This is a genomic window from Paenimyroides marinum (assembly GCF_900108395.1).
GTDB lineage: Bacteria > Bacteroidota > Bacteroidia > Flavobacteriales > Flavobacteriaceae > Flavobacterium > Flavobacterium marinum.
Window position 1 is genome coordinate 33,062 of sequence record NZ_FNXE01000009.1, and the last position, 17,996, is coordinate 51,057.

The 17,996-nt window shown below is 32.8% G+C and carries 16 protein-coding genes and 1 tRNA gene; 11 read left to right on the forward strand and 6 right to left on the reverse strand.

What is annotated here, in order from left to right:
- Positions 1-64: 64 nt before the first annotated feature.
- From BLW20_RS04660 to BLW20_RS04680, 5 genes are read right to left on the reverse strand one after another with little or no spacing between them, the layout of a single operon-like run.
- The gene (locus tag BLW20_RS04660; protein ID WP_091096878.1) at positions 65-1,288 is read right to left on the reverse strand and encodes a hemolysin family protein; all 1,224 of its coding nucleotides are present in this window, start codon (positions 1,286-1,288) and stop codon (positions 65-67) included.
- Entirely contained in the window at positions 1,289-1,474 is a 186-nt protein-coding gene (locus BLW20_RS04665; RefSeq protein WP_091096880.1) for a hypothetical protein, read from the reverse strand.
- Entirely contained in the window at positions 1,461-2,012 is a 552-nt protein-coding gene (gene lptC, locus BLW20_RS04670) for an LPS export ABC transporter periplasmic protein LptC (protein ID WP_091096882.1), read from the reverse strand. Before lptC ends, BLW20_RS04665 begins: the two co-directional genes overlap by 14 nt.
- Positions 2,013-3,299, reverse strand: a complete 1,287-nt coding sequence (locus BLW20_RS04675) for a hypothetical protein (RefSeq protein ID WP_091096884.1) — start codon at positions 3,297-3,299, stop codon at positions 2,013-2,015.
- A complete protein-coding gene (locus tag BLW20_RS04680; RefSeq protein WP_091096886.1) occupies positions 3,292-4,026 on the reverse strand; it encodes a type III pantothenate kinase in 735 nt (244 codons plus the stop codon). The genes BLW20_RS04675 and BLW20_RS04680 overlap by 8 nt, the downstream gene beginning before the upstream one ends.
- Before the next feature lie 119 nt (positions 4,027-4,145).
- On the opposite strand from BLW20_RS04680, the gene BLW20_RS04685 reads away from it, so the two are divergent.
- Together BLW20_RS04685 and BLW20_RS04690 are read left to right on the forward strand one after the other, a co-directional pair.
- Positions 4,146-4,218 (forward strand) — tRNA-Phe (locus tag BLW20_RS04685).
- Between the two features lie 289 nt (positions 4,219-4,507).
- Positions 4,508-6,082, forward strand: coding sequence for a T9SS type A sorting domain-containing protein (locus BLW20_RS04690; protein ID WP_091096888.1), 1,575 nt, complete (start codon positions 4,508-4,510; stop codon positions 6,080-6,082).
- A 149-nt stretch (positions 6,083-6,231) separates the two neighbouring features.
- Here the strand turns inward: BLW20_RS04690 and BLW20_RS04695 are convergent, their stop codons facing one another.
- The gene (locus BLW20_RS04695; RefSeq protein WP_091096965.1) at positions 6,232-6,969 is read right to left on the reverse strand and encodes a CDP-alcohol phosphatidyltransferase family protein; all 738 of its coding nucleotides are present in this window, start codon (positions 6,967-6,969) and stop codon (positions 6,232-6,234) included.
- A 156-nt stretch (positions 6,970-7,125) separates the two neighbouring features.
- On the opposite strand from BLW20_RS04695, the gene BLW20_RS04700 reads away from it, so the two are divergent.
- The 9 genes from BLW20_RS04700 (at position 7,126) to cas2 (ending at position 17,903) form a co-directional block, all read left to right on the forward strand.
- Positions 7,126-8,160: a putative type IX sorting system protein PorV2 gene (locus BLW20_RS04700; protein ID WP_091096889.1), complete on the forward strand. Its 1,035-nt coding sequence runs from the start codon at positions 7,126-7,128 to the stop codon at positions 8,158-8,160.
- 13 nt (positions 8,161-8,173) lie between these two features.
- Positions 8,174-9,253: a lipoprotein N-acyltransferase Lnb domain-containing protein gene (locus BLW20_RS04705; RefSeq protein ID WP_177165030.1), complete on the forward strand. Its 1,080-nt coding sequence runs from the start codon at positions 8,174-8,176 to the stop codon at positions 9,251-9,253.
- A 19-nt stretch (positions 9,254-9,272) separates the two neighbouring features.
- Positions 9,273-10,001 carry a tyrosine-protein phosphatase gene (locus tag BLW20_RS04710; RefSeq protein ID WP_091096893.1) on the forward strand — a complete coding sequence of 243 codons (729 nt, stop codon included), beginning with the start codon at positions 9,273-9,275 and terminating at the stop codon, positions 9,999-10,001.
- Positions 10,002-10,529: 528 nt separating this feature from the next.
- The gene (cas9, locus tag BLW20_RS04715) at positions 10,530-14,825 is read left to right on the forward strand and encodes a type II CRISPR RNA-guided endonuclease Cas9 (protein WP_091096895.1); all 4,296 of its coding nucleotides are present in this window, start codon (positions 10,530-10,532) and stop codon (positions 14,823-14,825) included.
- A 19-nt stretch (positions 14,826-14,844) separates the two neighbouring features.
- Positions 14,845-15,315, forward strand: coding sequence for an HIRAN domain-containing protein (locus BLW20_RS04720; RefSeq protein ID WP_091096897.1), 471 nt, complete (start codon positions 14,845-14,847; stop codon positions 15,313-15,315).
- Between the two features lie 20 nt (positions 15,316-15,335).
- Entirely contained in the window at positions 15,336-15,926 is a 591-nt protein-coding gene (locus BLW20_RS04725) for a plasmid pRiA4b ORF-3 family protein (protein WP_091096899.1), read from the forward strand.
- A 68-nt stretch (positions 15,927-15,994) separates the two neighbouring features.
- On the forward strand, positions 15,995-16,672 hold the full coding sequence (locus BLW20_RS04730) for a transposase (RefSeq protein ID WP_091096901.1): 678 nt from the start codon (positions 15,995-15,997) through the stop codon (positions 16,670-16,672).
- 5 nt (positions 16,673-16,677) lie between these two features.
- Positions 16,678-17,565, forward strand: coding sequence for a type II CRISPR-associated endonuclease Cas1 (cas1, locus tag BLW20_RS04735; RefSeq protein ID WP_091096903.1), 888 nt, complete (start codon positions 16,678-16,680; stop codon positions 17,563-17,565).
- On the forward strand, positions 17,565-17,903 hold the full coding sequence (gene cas2, locus BLW20_RS04740) for a CRISPR-associated endonuclease Cas2 (protein ID WP_091096905.1): 339 nt from the start codon (positions 17,565-17,567) through the stop codon (positions 17,901-17,903). The genes cas1 and cas2 overlap by 1 nt, the downstream gene beginning before the upstream one ends.
- The last annotated feature ends 93 nt before the right edge of the window (positions 17,904-17,996 follow it).

Genomic DNA, 17,996 nt, shown 5'->3' on the forward strand with positions numbered 1-17,996 from the left:
ATACAATTATCTGTTAAATAAAAAAAAAGAATAGCAAAAAATACACTTTATTTTAGTGTATTAATTATAAGATAGTCAATGAAACCGTTTTAATTCTGGTGTTTGTAGCTGCCAGAATTTTTATTTTGAATGGTTTTATGGTAATCACTTCTTTAACTTTTGGCTGACGTTTTAAATGGTTAAAAATAAATCCGCCTAATGTATGATAGTTTTCTGATACGGGAATTGACACTCCGAATTTTTCCTCAATATCATCAATTTCCAGGGTTGCCGAAAAAATAAATTCTTTTTCTGATAGTTGTTTAGCAATCAATGTATCGTCGTGCTCATCGGTAATTTCGCCAAAGAGTTCTTCTATAATGTCTTCTAAAGTAACCAATCCCACAATATCGTTTTCCTTATTTTTAACCAGTGCAATTGATTTTTTCCGAAGTGTAAGTGTGTTTAAAAGGTCTTTTATCAGCAAATCGTCATAAACATACACAAACGGACGGATGAAATTTTCTATGGGTTGTTCCAGTTGTAATAAATCATAAGTATGCAAATATCCCGTAAAATGTTCACCGGTATCGTTCGTGATCAGAATTTTAGAAAAACCGGTATCAATAAATCTTTTGCGAATGGTTTCAATGCTATCGGTTTCGGATACAAACTCAAATTCATTACGTGGCGTCATGATTTCTTTTACTTTTACCTTTGGAAACGACAAGGCGTTTTTTAAAATTTCAAACTCGTTTTCTAACTGTTCTTGTTGGTTGCTTGACTGAATTTGCTGTGAAATGTATGTGCCTAAATCGCCGGTGCTAAGCAGGTTAAATTCGGTATCTTTGGCATGAGGATATTTTTTATATAACGATTTTTCGGTTATCGAGATAAAAAATTGTGCAATATTGCCGAACAATTTCAGTATAACTTGAATAAAAGGTTTTGCTGCCAGAATGATTTCATTGGCAAAAGGCTTAACGAAGGTTTGAGGGATAAATTTTGAGATAATGTATAGAGCAATCAGGAAAACGGCTATTTTCCACAAATCATCTGTTTCGTATGAATGTAAAAAAGTAGTAAAAAACAGTAAACTTAATACGGTAATAAAAATGCTGTTACCCACTTTTAATGAACCGATAAATAAGCGAGGCTGTTCGGTAACTGTTTTTAGATAATGGTTTTTGTCTTCGTTTTTTTTAGATTCTAAATTCAGGTAAATTTTATTTGCATTAGAATACGCAATCATTAACCCTGAACAGATCAGTACACAAATGCTGAAAAATATGAATCCAAAGGTGATCATTTATTGTTTGTTTTGCGGAAAACGTTTAATGCTTCTCAACCTAAAGATAAACATAAAGATTGCTGCTGCTGCTAACAATAAATTTATTAGATAATCTTCATTGTTTGTATAAGCTGCGTAAGCCTGGTAAATAAAAAATAAACCAAATACTAAATAAAAATAGGCTATAATTTTATAAATTTTCATTGTTCACTTCTTTTAATTCGGCACGATTTTGCTGTGCATTTACAATTTTAAAATTTTGATCGAAATCTACTCCGATTCCATCAAAAAAACTTTTGTTTTTATCGGTCACCTTAAAATAATGTTCAGTAAAAAACCAGCTGTTTTTTTGATCGTAATACATTTGGTTGGTCTCTAATACTTTACCGTCGTGTGATGTAATTTTAACATCACCAATCAAATGAATAATTCCGGTTTTGTTGTAAACAGTTGCTTGATTGGCAACTATGTAATTTTTATTTTTGTTGCTGTCGTAAACAGTTACTTTAACTCCTTTGGGAAAATGGTTAAACGGATATTTTGCCTTGCCGTAATCTAACATCTTAACCGCGTACATTTCAGCTTTTATTTTTGCAGAATCGGTGTACTTTACGTTAATAGAATCGGCTTCGCCGGAGGCAAATAATTGTTTTTTACTTAAGTTCTGAATGTCTTTTAATTCGTTGTTGCAAGCAGTCAGAACAAATGTTAAAACAGTAATATGAGCAAAATATCGTTTCAATTAATTAAATTTTCTGCGTTTAAACCAAACATCGCTGAAAGAAAAACCTACGTTAATGCCGTAATAGTTTTCTTTAATCAATCCCATATTGGTATTACCTCTTTGACCGTATTCAAAACCAATGTTGACGTTAGAATTACTCATCATTGTTCTGCTAAAAGGTACAGGTAAGCCGATGCCGATATTTGCATTTAAACCTTTAATTTCTTCATTATTTATCACTAAACCGGTGTTTTCGTAATTGACACCTGCACGGTAAGTAATTTTTTCAAAATAAGAGGCTATAGAATTATATTTGGGTATGTAAAAACCACCTACGCCAATTTTCATATAATCGTTGTAATGAGCGTTGTCATACTTATAAAACGAGTTGTATTTTGATGTTTGTGTTGATGTATATTCTGCACCAACAAACCATTTAAAACGATTGCCAATACCCACGCCAATTGAATAGTTCATTGGCAATAACATCTTTTCGTTTTCAGCAATTTCGTTAGACGAATCAATCTCATCAAGACTGCCGCTGCTGTTTAATTTTACCGTATTTCTTATTTTTTCCTGATCGTTTTTTAACTTCATTTCAGGGCTAAAAGTAGCACTTGCGAACAACGTTAGATTCTTGTTTAACGGTTGTTCGTAATTTAAACCAGCATTAACGGTAAGCCCGCTGTAATTATTAAGATATTTGTAACGTGTACCTCGGTCTAATGCCACACCTTCGCCGTTATCGGTGATAAATTTGGTAAGGCTGGTTTCGGTATCGCCAAAGATATAAGCACCATCAACACCAATACTGAAATTTTTGTTGATTTTATAACCCAACCCCAAAAAAGTTCTGTTTAAACCACCTTCACCTATATATTGGCGGGCTTCAGTCATTCCTTTATCGTTAATGCTTGTATTCTGTATATTGTATCCTACAAAAGAATAAGGCATGATTCCTGCAACTACCGTAAGATCGCCGGCAGGGAAAGCTAAAGACAAATAATCAAATGAGCCACTTGTGGTTTTTTCTTTTCCGTTTTGGTTTTCCAGATTGTTCCCTTTGTAAGACGCACCCATTGAAAAAGTAGTGGTTTGCAACTTGGCATACGACGCAGGGTTTAGTGTGTTAATGTGTAAACTATCACTGAAAACCGCCAAAGCACCCATTGATTTTATTTCGTTTGAGCCTTTAAAGTGTTTGTCACCAAAACCATAATAAGAATATGGAGAAGCAGTACCTTGTTGTGCAAAACTGTTTGAAATACTTGCCAAAGCGGCTGCCAATATTATTTTTTTAATCATTTGATACGATGTGTTGATGTAACAAAAATAAACTTTCTAATAAAAAGTTTGGATTGGCAAAGATGCTATTTTTTAAACGGTTTACCAAAAATTCAGAATTTCCGCCTGTTAAAATTACTGTTAAATTCTCATCTTGATGTTTAAAATGATCAATAAAAGCTTCAATCTCAGCAATAACACCGTTTAAAACCCCCGATTGAATAGATGCCGAAGTGGAATTTCCAACAAAAGAATGCAGCTCTGAAATTTTTTCTAAAGGCAGATTTGCAGTATAATCGTGCAAGCTTTTATAACGTAACCCAATTCCCGGAGAAATAGCTCCGCCGTGGTATTGATCCTGATTATTGATAAAATCATAAGTAAGACAAGTGCCTGCGTCGATGATCAACCTGTTTTGGTTGGGATATTTCAAAGTGGCACCGGCTGCTAAAACAATTCTGTCGATACCTAAAGTGGCAGGGGTGGCATATAAATTTTTAAAAGGAATAGGAGATTCGTGTGTTACAATAATTAAATTACCTAGTTTTTTGAGGTTTTCAATAACTTCAGAAGGTAAATTTCCAACAGAAGAAAGGATAATATCAACACAATTTTCTATTCCCTGAATTTGTTTGGATATATTTTTTATTAATTTTTCGTTGTTGGTAATCACCAATTGTTGTAATGTACCGTTTTCATATACAGCGACTTTGGTTCTGGTGTTACCAACATCAATACAAATAATCATAATTTATCGGGCATATAAGAACAAAGATAGTTAAATTTTTTTTTGAAAAAGTTAGGAAAAGTTTAAAAAAAGCTTCTATATTTGCAATCGCTTTTGAGAGGTTGTTTATCTCGCAAAACGGTACCTTAGCTCAGTTGGTAGAGCAACGGACTGAAAATCCGTGTGTCCCTGGTTCGATTCCTGGAGGTACCACAAAAACTGTTTCAATCTTTGAGACGGTTTTTTTTTGTAATATGTCTTACTTTTTACTAAACGGGGCGGTCTTTTCATCACAATCTTTTTGCTTATACCTAACAAAAAGGATTTTTTTTGGTTTCAAAATATAGCAGAACTTGCTAAAAGTAATCCCTTTTATAAATGGCTGTTAAATGTAAAATTACTGTTCTAAAAAATAGAAGATAATTTGGATATTAATGTTATTTATTCAGTAATCAATTTTTTTATTACATTTACAGTATAAGTAACTGAAAAATATTGTTTTATGAAGAAAATAATTACTTTTTTTGTTTTTTGCTTTACTTCTATAATGTTTTGCCAAGCGCAATACCTGGATACCAATTTTGGAAATCAAGGAAGTGTTTCAGAAATTTTTACAGGAAAACAATCACGTCCAGAAGAGATTATTTATCTTGATGATGGTAAGTTTCTCATATTATCGTTCAGATATGATTTTTTTGCTGGAATGTGGTCTAATTTTGATTTTTATCTTTCAAGATATCATGCTAACGGAAAAATTGATACATCGTTTGGAACAAATGGTTTTTTGGTTTATTCATCTCCAAGTACTTCCCAAAGAGCTCCGCTTCTAAATATGTTTAAATTGAACGATGGTAAAATTATGGTGCATTGTTATCATGACAATAGTACCAGATTAATACGATTTTCAAGTATAGGTGTAATTGATAGTAGTTTTGGAACAAATGGTGAGGTAAATCTTTCAACAGGTGAGTATTATAAAATAGTTCAAACAGCGAACAATAAGTTTCTTTTGTTAGGACAGTATTATGATGGTTATAACAATATGTATCAATTTGCCCGATTAAATACAAATGGTACTTTTGATACAACTTTTGGTACAAATGGTACAAAAATAGTTGACCCTACAGCATACCGATTTGATTTAATATCCGATATAGCATATACTACCGATGATAAAATAATTACTATTGGTATGTCATATGACAGTTCAACAACAACTAAAGGGGTTATTGCACGATTTACTTCATTAGGAGTTTTAGATACGAGTTTTGGAACAAACGGTTTGGTAACATTAGATGTGAATACACCAGGAAATAATGCGCTTTTAAAAAATGTTGCGATACAGCAAAATAATGGGACAATTGTAATTTGTGGTGATGCAATGTCACCTGGTGGTACAGGTGGTTTTTATGGGGCACAACCTTTTTTAGCAAAGATAAATAAGAACGGAACAATGGTGAAACAGTTTGGAACAAATGGTATAAAATATTATAATACAATTTTTCAGGCAAACGATTCTTTTACAGGTATAAATTTCCATAACAATACCATTTTAATATCGGGTACGGCATCAAAGCCTTTTCCATATATGCAAACCTTTTATTACTTACGGTTGGTTAATAATGATGGCAGTGATGTGATTGATTTTGGTAATAATGGTATTATGTTATTAAATTTAGGCACAACAACTCCTGATGTTGTAAATCATTTCAATAAAACGCTTATTGTAGATAATCAAATTTATGGTTTAGGAATGAGTACTTACATAAAAGGATTAGATTATGCTACTACATTTTTTAAACTAAAAAAGGGAACTTTAAGTAACAACGAGCAATTAGCTCAACAATTTAATATGTACCCTAATCCTGCAACCAATATAGTTAACATAACTAATAGTGAAAATTTAATGGTTAAAAAAGTTATTGTTTACGATATAGCAGGTAAACAATTGAGTACTCATATATTTAACAATGAACCAAACATACAACTAAACATAGAAAATTTAGCAAGTGGCAACTATTTGTTGCATTTGCATACCAGCCAAGGTGTTGCGGTTAAAAAGTTGATTAAATTGTAATATTTCAGATCGAAAAAGAAATGAATTTTCTTTGTTTTAAGTTGTTTCAAGTTCGTAATTTATTAACTGTGAAATTGTTTTAAATTATGATTTATCTAAGTTAAAAGAAAATTACTTAGAAGCTATAGTTTGATAAAACAAAAAATCGGTTATGAAACCGATTTTTTTGATTTATTCAACACCACTGAAAGTGCAATATAAAAAGCAATAATTACCGGAATAGCTTCAAATCTAAAAAATAAGAGCAACAATGCACAAATACCTAAAAATAGTAGAGTTATTTTGTTATCACTTAAATTTTTATTTTTTGTTTTTAATGAAAACAACGGGATTTCAGCATTCATAATAAATGCACTGAAAAGGCTTATAAATACCAATACATAGGGGTTACTGAAAATAGTGAATATCAAATCACTTGACGTAGTGTTGGTTATCATTGGAATGCTTAAAATAAATAATGCATTGGCAGGTGTGGGCAAACCAATAAAACTATCCGTTTGACGGGTGTCTATATTAAATCTTGCCAAGCGCATACAAGATCCCAAGGTAATGATAAAACCAATAAACGGAACCAGTTTCATATAAAAAGTTTCATCGGTAACAGCATATTGATCGTAGTTTTCCTGAATATGTGCCAGCATTTGATACATAGCCACACCAGGAACCACACCCGATGTTACCATATCTGCCAAAGAATCTAACTGAACACCCAACGGACTGGATACTTTTAAAACGCGAGCTGCAAATCCGTCCCAAAAATCTAAGAAAATTCCCATACAAACCCACAAAAAAGCCATTTGCAGGTTATCGTCAAAAGCGTAAACCAATGCAATTAATCCCGATAATAAATTTAAAAGAGTAATTGCATTAGGAAGGTGTTTTTTTATTGTCATCAATTTTATATTTTTATTGTAAAAACAAAAGTAAACAATAAGTTGTAAGTATTTAGAGTTCATATATTATAAAATTTTATAATCTTTGTAAAAAATAATTACGTGAAAAAACGTTTATATATATTGTCGCTGTTATTATGTACTGCTTTAATGCAGGCACAAACAGCAAGAAAATATTCCAATGAATTTTTAAACATTGGGGTAGATGCCGCTGCGTTTGGTATGGCAAACAGTGTTATTGCACAAACAGGCGATGTGAATTCGGGTTATTGGAATCCGGCGGGATTGGTTCATTTGCAGGATAAGCAAATCAGTTTAATGCACGCAAGTTATTTTGCCAATATCGCACAATATGATTATGCAGCTTTTGCAATGCCGATTGATGAAAAAAGTGCATTGGCAATTTCAGCCATTCGTTTTGGGGTAGATGATATTATGAATACCACCGAATTGATTGATCAAAACGGAAATATCGATTACAATAGAATTTCGTTATTTTCTACTGCCGATTATGCTTTTAATATTTCCTATGCACGTAAATTATCTGTCGAAGGATTGTCGTTAGGAGCCAATGCTAAAATTGTCCGCAGGGTAATTGGCGATTTTGCAAAATCGTGGGGATTTGGATTAGATGTTGGTTTACAATATCATACCGAAAATTGGAAGTTTGGATTAATGGCACGCGATATAACCACAACCTATAACGTTTGGAATATTAACGAAGCCGAATACGAAAAAATAAAAGATGCCGTAGAAGGACAAAATCAAACAGTGCCTGAAACCACCGAGCTTACGTTGCCAAAATTGCAATTAGGTGTAGCACGTGATTTTGCATTGACCGAGAAATTTAATCTGACAGCAGCAGCCGTTTTACATACCGAATTTTACGAAACCAATGCTGTTATTTCAACATCAGCGTTCAGCATTCAACCATCGGCAGGTTTTGAGTTTGGATACAACAAAATGGTGTTCGTACGTGCCGGAGTTGGGAACTTTCAAAACGAATTGCAAATTGACGATACTAAAAAGACCACTTTTCAGCCAAATGTTGGTTTAGGATTCAAGTACAAAGGTATTCAGGTAGATTACGCCTTAACCGATATTGGAGACAACAGTGCCGCTCTTTACTCAAACATTTTTTCATTAAAACTTGATTTAGGAATTTTTACAAAATCAAATGAATAATAGTATCCTAAAAATGAAACAGCAAATCATGTTAATGGTTTGTTGTTTTTCTTTTTTATCTTCTTTTGCACAGCCACAAATACTGACAGAAAATGCCGAGATAAGTGTTTTAACGTGTGGAACTGCTAATGAAATGTACACTCTTTTTGGTCACACGGCTTTGCGGGTTAAAGACAACGATCAAAATTTAGATGTGGTGTACAATTGGGGAATGTTTAATTTTAAAACGCCCAGTTTTTTACCTAAATTCATAAAAGGCGATCTGCTTTATTATTTAGATGTTGATCGTTTTGATGATTTTTTATATGCTTACACCAATGATAACCGGGAAGTTTTTGAACAACAATTGAATTTATCGTATGATCAAAAATTAAAAGTATGGAATGAAATCAACCGTCAGTTAAAAAGTAATGAACGCTTTTATACGTATGGATTTATCAGAAACAATTGTACCACAAAGGTTGTCGATGTTATAAATAAGGTGATCGATAAACCATTGACAGTTGATTTTCCGTCAAACAATCATTCGTATAGGTATATTTTGAACGATGGATTAGAAAATCATTATTTTGAAAAATTGGGCATCAATTTATTGTTTAGCTATCCAACCAACAAAAAAGCTGATTTAATATTTCTACCTTTAAAATTTAAAGATGGAATTGCATTTAATAAATCGATTTTAAAATCAGAAAAAAAACTAAATACGGTTAACGAAAAAGAAGAAAAATTCAGTTTTAATTCCATTTATACCTTATGGATTATAGTGATTATTTTTGCATTAGGAATTTTAAATGATAAAGCCCGGTTGTTGTATTTTGGATTCACAGCAATCTTTGGTTTGTTCTTGTTAGCAGTAAGTCTTTATACCAATCATGCCGAATTACATCTCAACGTACTGACATTGTTTTACAATCCATTGTTTTTAGTGGCATTATTGCTGAAAAATAAAAAAGTGTTAATTGCCGCCGCTGTATTAACAGCCATTGGTTTGATTTTTATGGGGATAGAGTTAATGATGGTTGCTGTACCATTGATCGTTCTGCATATTTTATATGTATTGGCATTGTTTTTGAATAAAGCAGCGTTGAAGTAAAAACTTAGAAAATAATAAAATGTTTGGTTTTTTTAAAAAGAAAAAAATACTTGAAGATATAATTCCAGATGGTTTGGTAGATATCCATTCTCATATTTTATATGGGTTAGATGACGGTGCAAAGTCGCTAAAAGAAACCCAAGATTTAATTAGTGATTTAAAATCGTTTGGTTTTAGTAAATTTATAGCTACACCACATACCACGCCGTTGGTTTGGGATAACACCAAAGAAGGTATTTTAAATCAATATGAAAAAGTAAAAAACGAATTGGGTTTCACGGATAAAAACCTGCGGGTAGCATCAGAGTATTTAATGGACGATTCATTTTTAAAACGTCTTGAAACAGAGAAACTCTTAACACTTAAAGATCATTTTGTATTGGTAGAAATGTCTTATTTAAATCCGCCGATTAATCTGTATGAAATTATTTTAGAGTTGAATTCACAAGGATATAAACCGGTTTTAGCTCATCCTGAGCGTTACAACTTTTATAAAAATGATTATGAAAGCTTTAAAAGATTAAAAAAGGCAGGCTGTTTGTTTCAAATGAATTTATTGAGCAGTGTAGGGTATTACGGCAGCAGCGTTACAGAAATTGCTGATTATCTTTTAAAAGAAAAAATGTACGATTTTGTGGGTAGCGATGTTCACCACCAAAAGCACATACAGGCTTTTTCTGCTGAAATCAGGTTAAAACACATCAATGAATTTGAATACGTGATAGAAAAAAATAATTTTTTCGCTTAAATTCAAAGGAGGTTTTCTTAGTATAAGGAAACCTCTAATTTTTTACTTCTAAAATACAAAAGCAACTTACTCACCTTAAATGATTTCGCTTACAATTTTATTCATTGATACAGTGAGATCTATAAATAAAAACGAGGCAAACTTTCAAATGCCCCGTAGTAAATGTTTTCACAACGGAATAATCCTTATTGTGAATTGCTTTCAGATTTATGATGCAATAATAAGAATATTTTTTAATATATAAAAATATAAGTGTTAATATTTTTTTATATTAGTGGTTCTTATAAAAATATAATAATATGAAAAAAATACTTGGATTAGATTTGGGAACGGATAGTACTTTATTGAGAAAAAAAGACCGCTCAGTAATAGAGCGATCTAATAAAGCAATTCACAATACTATAATCTCAAAATGACAAAGATTATAGTTGTTTACAAAAATATAGAATAAATATAGATTATAGTGAGTTTTTTTAAATTTTAATTTTGTTATATTTGCTTGAGTATTAAACGCTAATACTTACCCTTATGAAAACTAATAATATTCTCGGATTAGATTTAGGTGTAACCTCCATAGGCTTTGCTCACGTTACAGAAAGTGATAACTCTAATGAATCAGAAATAAAACAAATTGGAGTTCGGATAAATTCGTTAACTGTTGATGAACAGACAAATTTTGAAAAAGGAAGACCTTTTTCCATTAATGCTGACAGAACATTAAAAAGAGGGGCAAGAAGAAACCTTGACCGTTACCAGGACAGAAGAAAAAATCTGATTGAAGTTTTGACGAATTCAGGATTGATAAATTCAGAAAACAAATTGACCGAAAACGGAAAAAATACAACTCATTCCACTTGGTGTTTACGTTCAAAAGCCGTTACAGAACGAATTGAAAAAGAAGAATTTGCAAGAGTTCTATTGGCAATCAACAAAAAAAGAGGATATAAAAGTAGTCGAAAAGCAAAAAACGAAGAGGAAGGACAAGCTATTGACGGAATGGCTATTGCTAAAAGATTATATGAAGAAAACCTAACGCCGGGACAGTTAGCTTATGAATTATTGAAAGAGGGGAAAAAGTCCATTCCTGATTTTTATCGTTCCGATTTACAGGCTGAATTTGACAAGGTTTGGGATTTTCAAAAGCAATTTTATCCTGAAATTCTTACAGACGAGTTTTATAAAGAATTGCAAGGAAAAGGACAACGTGCTACATCAGCTATTTTTTATACAAAATATGGTTTCAATACAGCTGAAAACAAAGGGAACAGAGATGAAAAGAAAATCCAAGCCTATAAATGGAGAAGTGAGGCTGTTTCTCAAAAATTAGAAAAAGAAGAAGTAGCTTACGTAATTACCGAAATCAACAACAATTTAAACAACTCAAGTGGTTATTTGGGAGCTATTTCTGACAGAAGTAAGGAATTGTATTTCAATAAACAAACGGTTGGTCAGTATTTGTACGAACAGCTAAAAAACAACCGACATACACGATTAAAAAATCAGGTTTTTTACCGACAGGATTATTTGGATGAATTTGAAACGATTTGGAATACTCAGGCTCAATTTCATTCGGAGCTGACTAACGAACTCAAAGAAGAAATAAGAGATATTATTATTTTCTACCAACGAAAACTAAAATCCCAAAAAGGTTTAATCAGTTTTTGTGAGCTTGAAAGTAAAGAAGTTGAAATAAACGGAAAAAAGAAAACTATCGGATTCAGAGTTGCTCCGAAATCTTCTCCTTTGTTTCAGGAATTTAAGATTTGGCAATTTTTGCATAATCTTGAACTTCAAAACAAAAATGAAAACACAAAAAGGGAACTCGAAGAAGAAGAAAAAGAGTTGCTTTTTGAAGAATTAAATTTAAAAGGAAATTTATCCTCAAAAAAAGCTCTTGAATTATTACTTAAAAAAACTCAAGGCTATAATTTTAAGTTTTTTGAAAATCTGGAAGGAAATCGGACAAACAAAGTTTTATATGAGGCTTACTTGAAAATTATTGATATTGAAGGATATAACGTAAAAGAAATTCTAAAAGTAAAATCAAATAAAGATGAGGTTGAATTAGATGATTTAAAAGTTTCTGCAATCGAAATCAAAAATATGGTTCGGGATATTTTTGAAACCCTCGAAATCAATACCGAAATCCTTGACTTTAATGCAGAATTAGAAGGAAAAAAATTTGAAAAACAGCCATCTTATCAGTTATGGCACTTGTTGTATTCGTATGAAGGAGATGAGTCCCAAAGCGGAAACGAAAAACTGTATGAACTGTTAGAAAAGAAATTCGGTTTTAAACGGGAACATTCTCAAATTTTGGCTAATATAACGCTCTCTGATGACTACGGAAATCTTTCAACCAAAGCTATGCGAAAGATTTATCCGCATATTCGAGAGAATAATTACAGTACGGCTTGTGAGATTGTCGGTTACAGACATTCCAAACATTCTTTAAACAAAGAAGAATTAGAGAATAGAAAATTAGATGATACGTTAGAACTACTGAAAAAGAACAGTTTACGTCAGCCTGTAGTTGAAAAAATCCTCAATCAGATGATTAATGTAGTGAATACATTGATTGAAAAAAACAGCAAAAAAGACGAAAACGGAAATATAATCGAATATTTCAAATTTGATGAAATACGAATCGAATTAGCTCGTGAATTAAAGAAAAATGCAGAAGAACGTAGAGAATTAGACTCACAGGTTAGAGAAGGAAAATTGAGAAACGAAAAAGTTTACAAAATTCTTCAAACAGAATTCGGACTGAAAAATCCTACACGAAACGACATCATTCGTTATCGTTTGTACGAAGAATTAAAAAGCAACGGTTACAAAGATTTATATACAAATGAATATATCCCGAGAGAAATTTTGTTTAGTAAACAGGTTGATATTGAACATATTATTCCTCAATCTAAATTATTTGATGATAGTTTTTCCAACAAAACGGTTGTTTTCAGAAAAGACAATTTGGAAAAAGGAAATCAGACCGCTTTTGATTATATCAAAAATAAATATGGAGAAGCAAAACTAAATGAATTCATTACCCGAGTCGAAAGCCTATACGAATCAGGAAAGAAGAAAAAAGAAGAAGGAATATCAAAAGCAAAATATCAAAAACTCTTAAAACAAGAATCCGAAATCGGAGACGGATTCATAGAAAGAGATTTACGAGAAAGCCAGTACATTGCTAAGAAAGCAAAGGAACTTTTGTTTAAAATCACGAAATCAGTAGTTTCTACTTCGGGAAGCATTACGGACAGACTTCGTGAAGATTGGGATTTGGTTAATGTAATGAAAGAGTTGAATTTACCGAAATACAGAAGTTTAGGTTTAACCGAAATTCAGGAAAGAAAATTCGGTAAAAAAGTGGAAGTAATCAAAGATTGGACAAAACGAAACGACCATCGTCATCACGCTATGGACGCTTTGACCGTTGCTTTTACAAAACATAATCACATTCAGTATCTGAATTATCTGAATGCCCGAAAAAATGAAAACCATAAATTGCACAGTAATATAATTGCTATTGAAAATTTGGAAACCGAAAGCAAAGTTGATGACAAAGGCAATAAAAAACGAGTTTTTAAAGAACCTATTCCCAACTTCCGTCAGGTAGCCAAAGAGCATTTGGAAAATGTTTTGATTTCGCACAAAGCTAAAAATAAGGTCGTTACAAAAAATAAGAATAAAACCAAAAACAAGAAAGGTGAGAAAATTAAAGTAGAGCTTACACCGCGTGGGCAATTACACAAGGAAACGATTTATGGTAAATACCGTTTTTACCAATCAAAAGAGGAGAAAGTGAGTGCAAAATTTGATTTGGAAACGATTGAAAAAGTTGCCAATCCAGCTTATAAAAATGCTTTGCTTCAACGTTTGTCAGAAAACGGAAATGATCCGAAAAAAGCATTCGCAGGAAAAAATGCTTTGAACAAGACGGCAATCTACATTGATCTGGAAAACGACATCAAAGTACCCGAAACGGTGAAGTTGGTTTGGTTGGAGGAAGATTATTCTATCCGAAAAGATGTAACACCAGAAAACTTTAAAGATGAAAAAAGCATTGATAAAATTTTAGACGAAGGTGTAAAACGCATTTTAAAATCCCGTTTAAAAGAATTTGGCGGGGACGCTAAAAAAGCATTCTCTGATTTGGATAAAAACCCGATTTGGCTGAATAAAGAAAAAGGAATTTCCGTAAAAAGAGTCCGAATAAGCGGAGTGAAAAATGCAGAACCATTACATTACAAAAAAGACCATTTCGGAAACGATATTTTAGACGAAAAAGGAAAGAAAATTCCGATTGATTTTGTAAGTACGGGAAATAATCATCACGTGGCAATTTACAGCGAGCCGGCTTTTGATAGGAAAAATCAGCCCATTTTGGATGAGTATGGAAACCAAAAATACAACTTACAAGAAAAAGTTGTTTCGTTTTTTGAAGCGGTGGAGCGAGTGAACCAAGGTTTACCTATAATCGACAAAACGTGTAATCAGCATTTAGGTTGGCAGTTTCTTTTTACGATGAAACAAAATGAAATGTTTGTTTTCCCGAATGAAGTAACGGGATTTAGTCCGAGTGAAGTTGACTTGTTAGACCCAAAAAACAAGAAAATGATTAGCCCAAATTTGTTTAGGGTGCAGAAGATTGCGACTAAAAATTATTTTTTTAGACATCATTTAGAAACCACAGTTGAAGAAAAAAAAGAATTAAAAGATATTGCATATAAACCTCAATTAGGACTAAATGCTATTAATGGGATAATAAAAGTCCGTATCAATCATTTGGGAGATATTGTAGGTATAGGAGAATATTAGATAAAAAAAGCATAAACCAATGAATCGTTCAGAGTTTTTAAAATCGTTAGGGCTTGGTGTAGGAGGTTTGGTATTGCCCAAAACTTCGTTTATCAGCAGTCAGCGTATCAAAATTTACGATAATTATGTGAGGGGTTTGTACTATTATAAATTCAAGGAGGTTCAGCACCAATTAAAAGAAGGAGATGCTTTAATATTGATTAGAAATCGGGAAAATGTCCACGATTTGTATGCTATTGAAGTTTATTTTCAAGACTTTAAGTTGGGGTATATAGCAGCTTACGAAAATGTGGTTTTGGCAAATATGATGGATCAAAACGCATCATTGTTTGCACAAATAAGTAAGTTAAACACCAAAGACTACTCACAAGGCATTGCAATTGAGATATATACGGAGTTGATTTTGCCTTCAGAAAAATTATTCACAATGATGGATTTCGAACTTCGGGCAGATGATGCAACAGATTTATACAGAGGAATAAAAAAGTAAATAACAAAAAGATAAACAATATGGCACACAAACTAAAAATTGTTTTACAGGGACCGGATCCCAAAATTACCAGAACAGTAATTGTACCTGAAAAATTTAATTTTGAACAGTTACACATCGTTATACAATGTGTAATGAACTGGGAAAATCAGCATTTATATGAATTTAACCTTGGTGCTCCCTATGCAAGTGATTCTATTAGTCCAGAGGAAGCCGATGATGGTTTTGCAGCTTTCACTGAGTCGAGATTTAAAAAATATGATGCAGAACAAACACATTTATCGGAGTTTTTCAACGGTCAAATAAAAAAGATGAATTATACTTATGACTTTGGAGATGATTGGATTCACTCAATAAGTGTTTTAAAGAAACCTACTGAAGAAGTGTTGTTTCCAAAGTGTGTTAAAGGAGAAAACGCAGCACCAATAGAAGACATCGGTGGTATTTGGGGCTTTTATGACCTTTTAGAAGCTATCGCTAAAAAAAGAAAAACGGCGGAAGATAAAGAAATGCTTGAATGGTATGGAATCCCGAAAGGCAAAGCCTACAACGAAGTATATGGTTTTGATATTGATGAAGTTAACCAACGGTTAATAGATGCTTTTCGTTAAAAATCTTCAGCTTTTCCGAAGTTTTAAATTTTGGAAAAGCCTGTTAAGTTAAAAGTAAAATTATTAATATGCTGATTTTCGAAAAATATTACCATATCTATAATCACGCTAACGGAGATGAAAACCTGTTTCGTGAACAGAAAAACTATGAATATTTTCTCCAAAAGTATATACAGCACATCAGTCCAATAGCTGAAACCGTGGCTTGGTGCCTGATGCCAAATCACTTTCATCTGTTGGTGAAAATTAAAAGCGAAGAAGAAATAGTTTCAGCTTTTCTTTCTTCAACTTTTCCAAAGTTTAGAACTTTGGAAAAGTTAGAGTTAGAAAAGTTAGAGTTAGAAAAATTTAAGCAGTTAGAGAAATTTAAAAAATTAGAAACCTTAGAAGCCAGGTCCAACTTCCTAAGCAAGCAATTCGCTAATTTTTTTAGTAGTTATACGCAGTCGTTCAACAAAGTTTACGGAAGGAGAGGTTCATTATTTTTAAAGAATTTCAAGCGAAAAGAGATTTTAGATGAAAACTATCTTCGGAATTTAATTTTATACATTCATCTAAACCCTGTGAAGCACGGATTTACCAATGAAATTTCAGATTGGAAATGGAGTTCTTATCAAACATTTCCTATCGAACACACGGAAATGCTCCGAATGTTGTTTGCGGATGAAGAGAATTACCAATACGTGCATCAAGGAAAACGATCCAATTTTAAAGAATATGAAAGTTTAGAAATCGAATTAACTTAAATATTATGCTCAAACGTACCATTTACATCGGCAATCCGGCTTACTTGAAGTTGAAAGACAACCAACTCAAAATAGAAGATCCTGTTACAAAAGAAGTAAAAGGTTCTGTACCTGTGGAAGATATGGGCTTTTTGGTGCTGGACAACCCACAGATTACCTTATCGCACCCCGTGATTTTGGCGTTGCAACAACAAAATGTAGCAATTATCAGTTGCGATGAAAGTCATTTGCCGTTAGGGTTAATGTTACCGATAAGCGGACACGTTGAGCATTCCGAACGATTAAAGCATCAGATCAACTGTTCGGAACCTTTGCGGAAAAACTTATGGAAACAAACCGTTGAAGCCAAGATTTTCCAGCAAAAAGAAGTGTTACGAAAGTTGGATTTGGATTATACTCCGCTGATTAAATATATGAATGAGGTAAAATCGGGCGACAGCACCAATATGGAAGGCATTGTGGCACAATATTATTGGGGTAAATTGTTTGATGATTTTACACGGGAGCGAAAAGGCGATGCACCCAATAATTTTCTTAATTTCGGCTATGCCGTTTTGCGAAGTATGGTCGCACGGGCGTTGGTAAGCAGTGGATTGCATCCTACCATTGGGATTTTTCATCGGAACAAATACAATGCCTATTGTCTGGCAGATGATATTATGGAACCGTACCGCCCGTATGTTGATGGATTGGTGGTTGATTGGATGAACCACCCGGAGTCGACACATATTTTAGATAAACCGGCAAAGGCACATTTGTTGCAGTTGGCCACAAAAGACGTTTACATTAACGGGTTACAACGCCCGTTAATGACCGCTTTGAGCATTACCACAAGTTCGTTGTGTAAGTGTTTTACAGGAGAAAGCAGAGTGATTCACTATCCGATGATGTAATGAGTTTTAGTCGCTATAATGCGTATAGAATTATGTGGGTTTTGGTGTTTTTTGATTTGCCAACAGAGACCAAAAAGCAACGAAGTGTTGCTACACGGTTTCGTAAGTCCTTGTTAGATGATGGTTTTAATATGTTTCAGTTTTCGATTTATCTACGGCATTGTCCAAGTAAAGAAAATGCAGAGGTGCATATAAAACGAGTCAAAAAAAATCTTCCTGCCGAAGGGAAAGTTGGGATTCTATGTATAACCGATAAACAATTTGGGCAGATGGAAGTTTTTTTTGCCAAAAAAGAAACCGATTTACCCACTATGCCTCAACAATTAGAACTCTTCTGACAGAAATAAAAAAATGCTTGATTCAATAATCTGATCAAGCATTTTTTAATTTTTTGTTTTGTAAACTTCCTTGTAAACCCTTATTCTCATTGA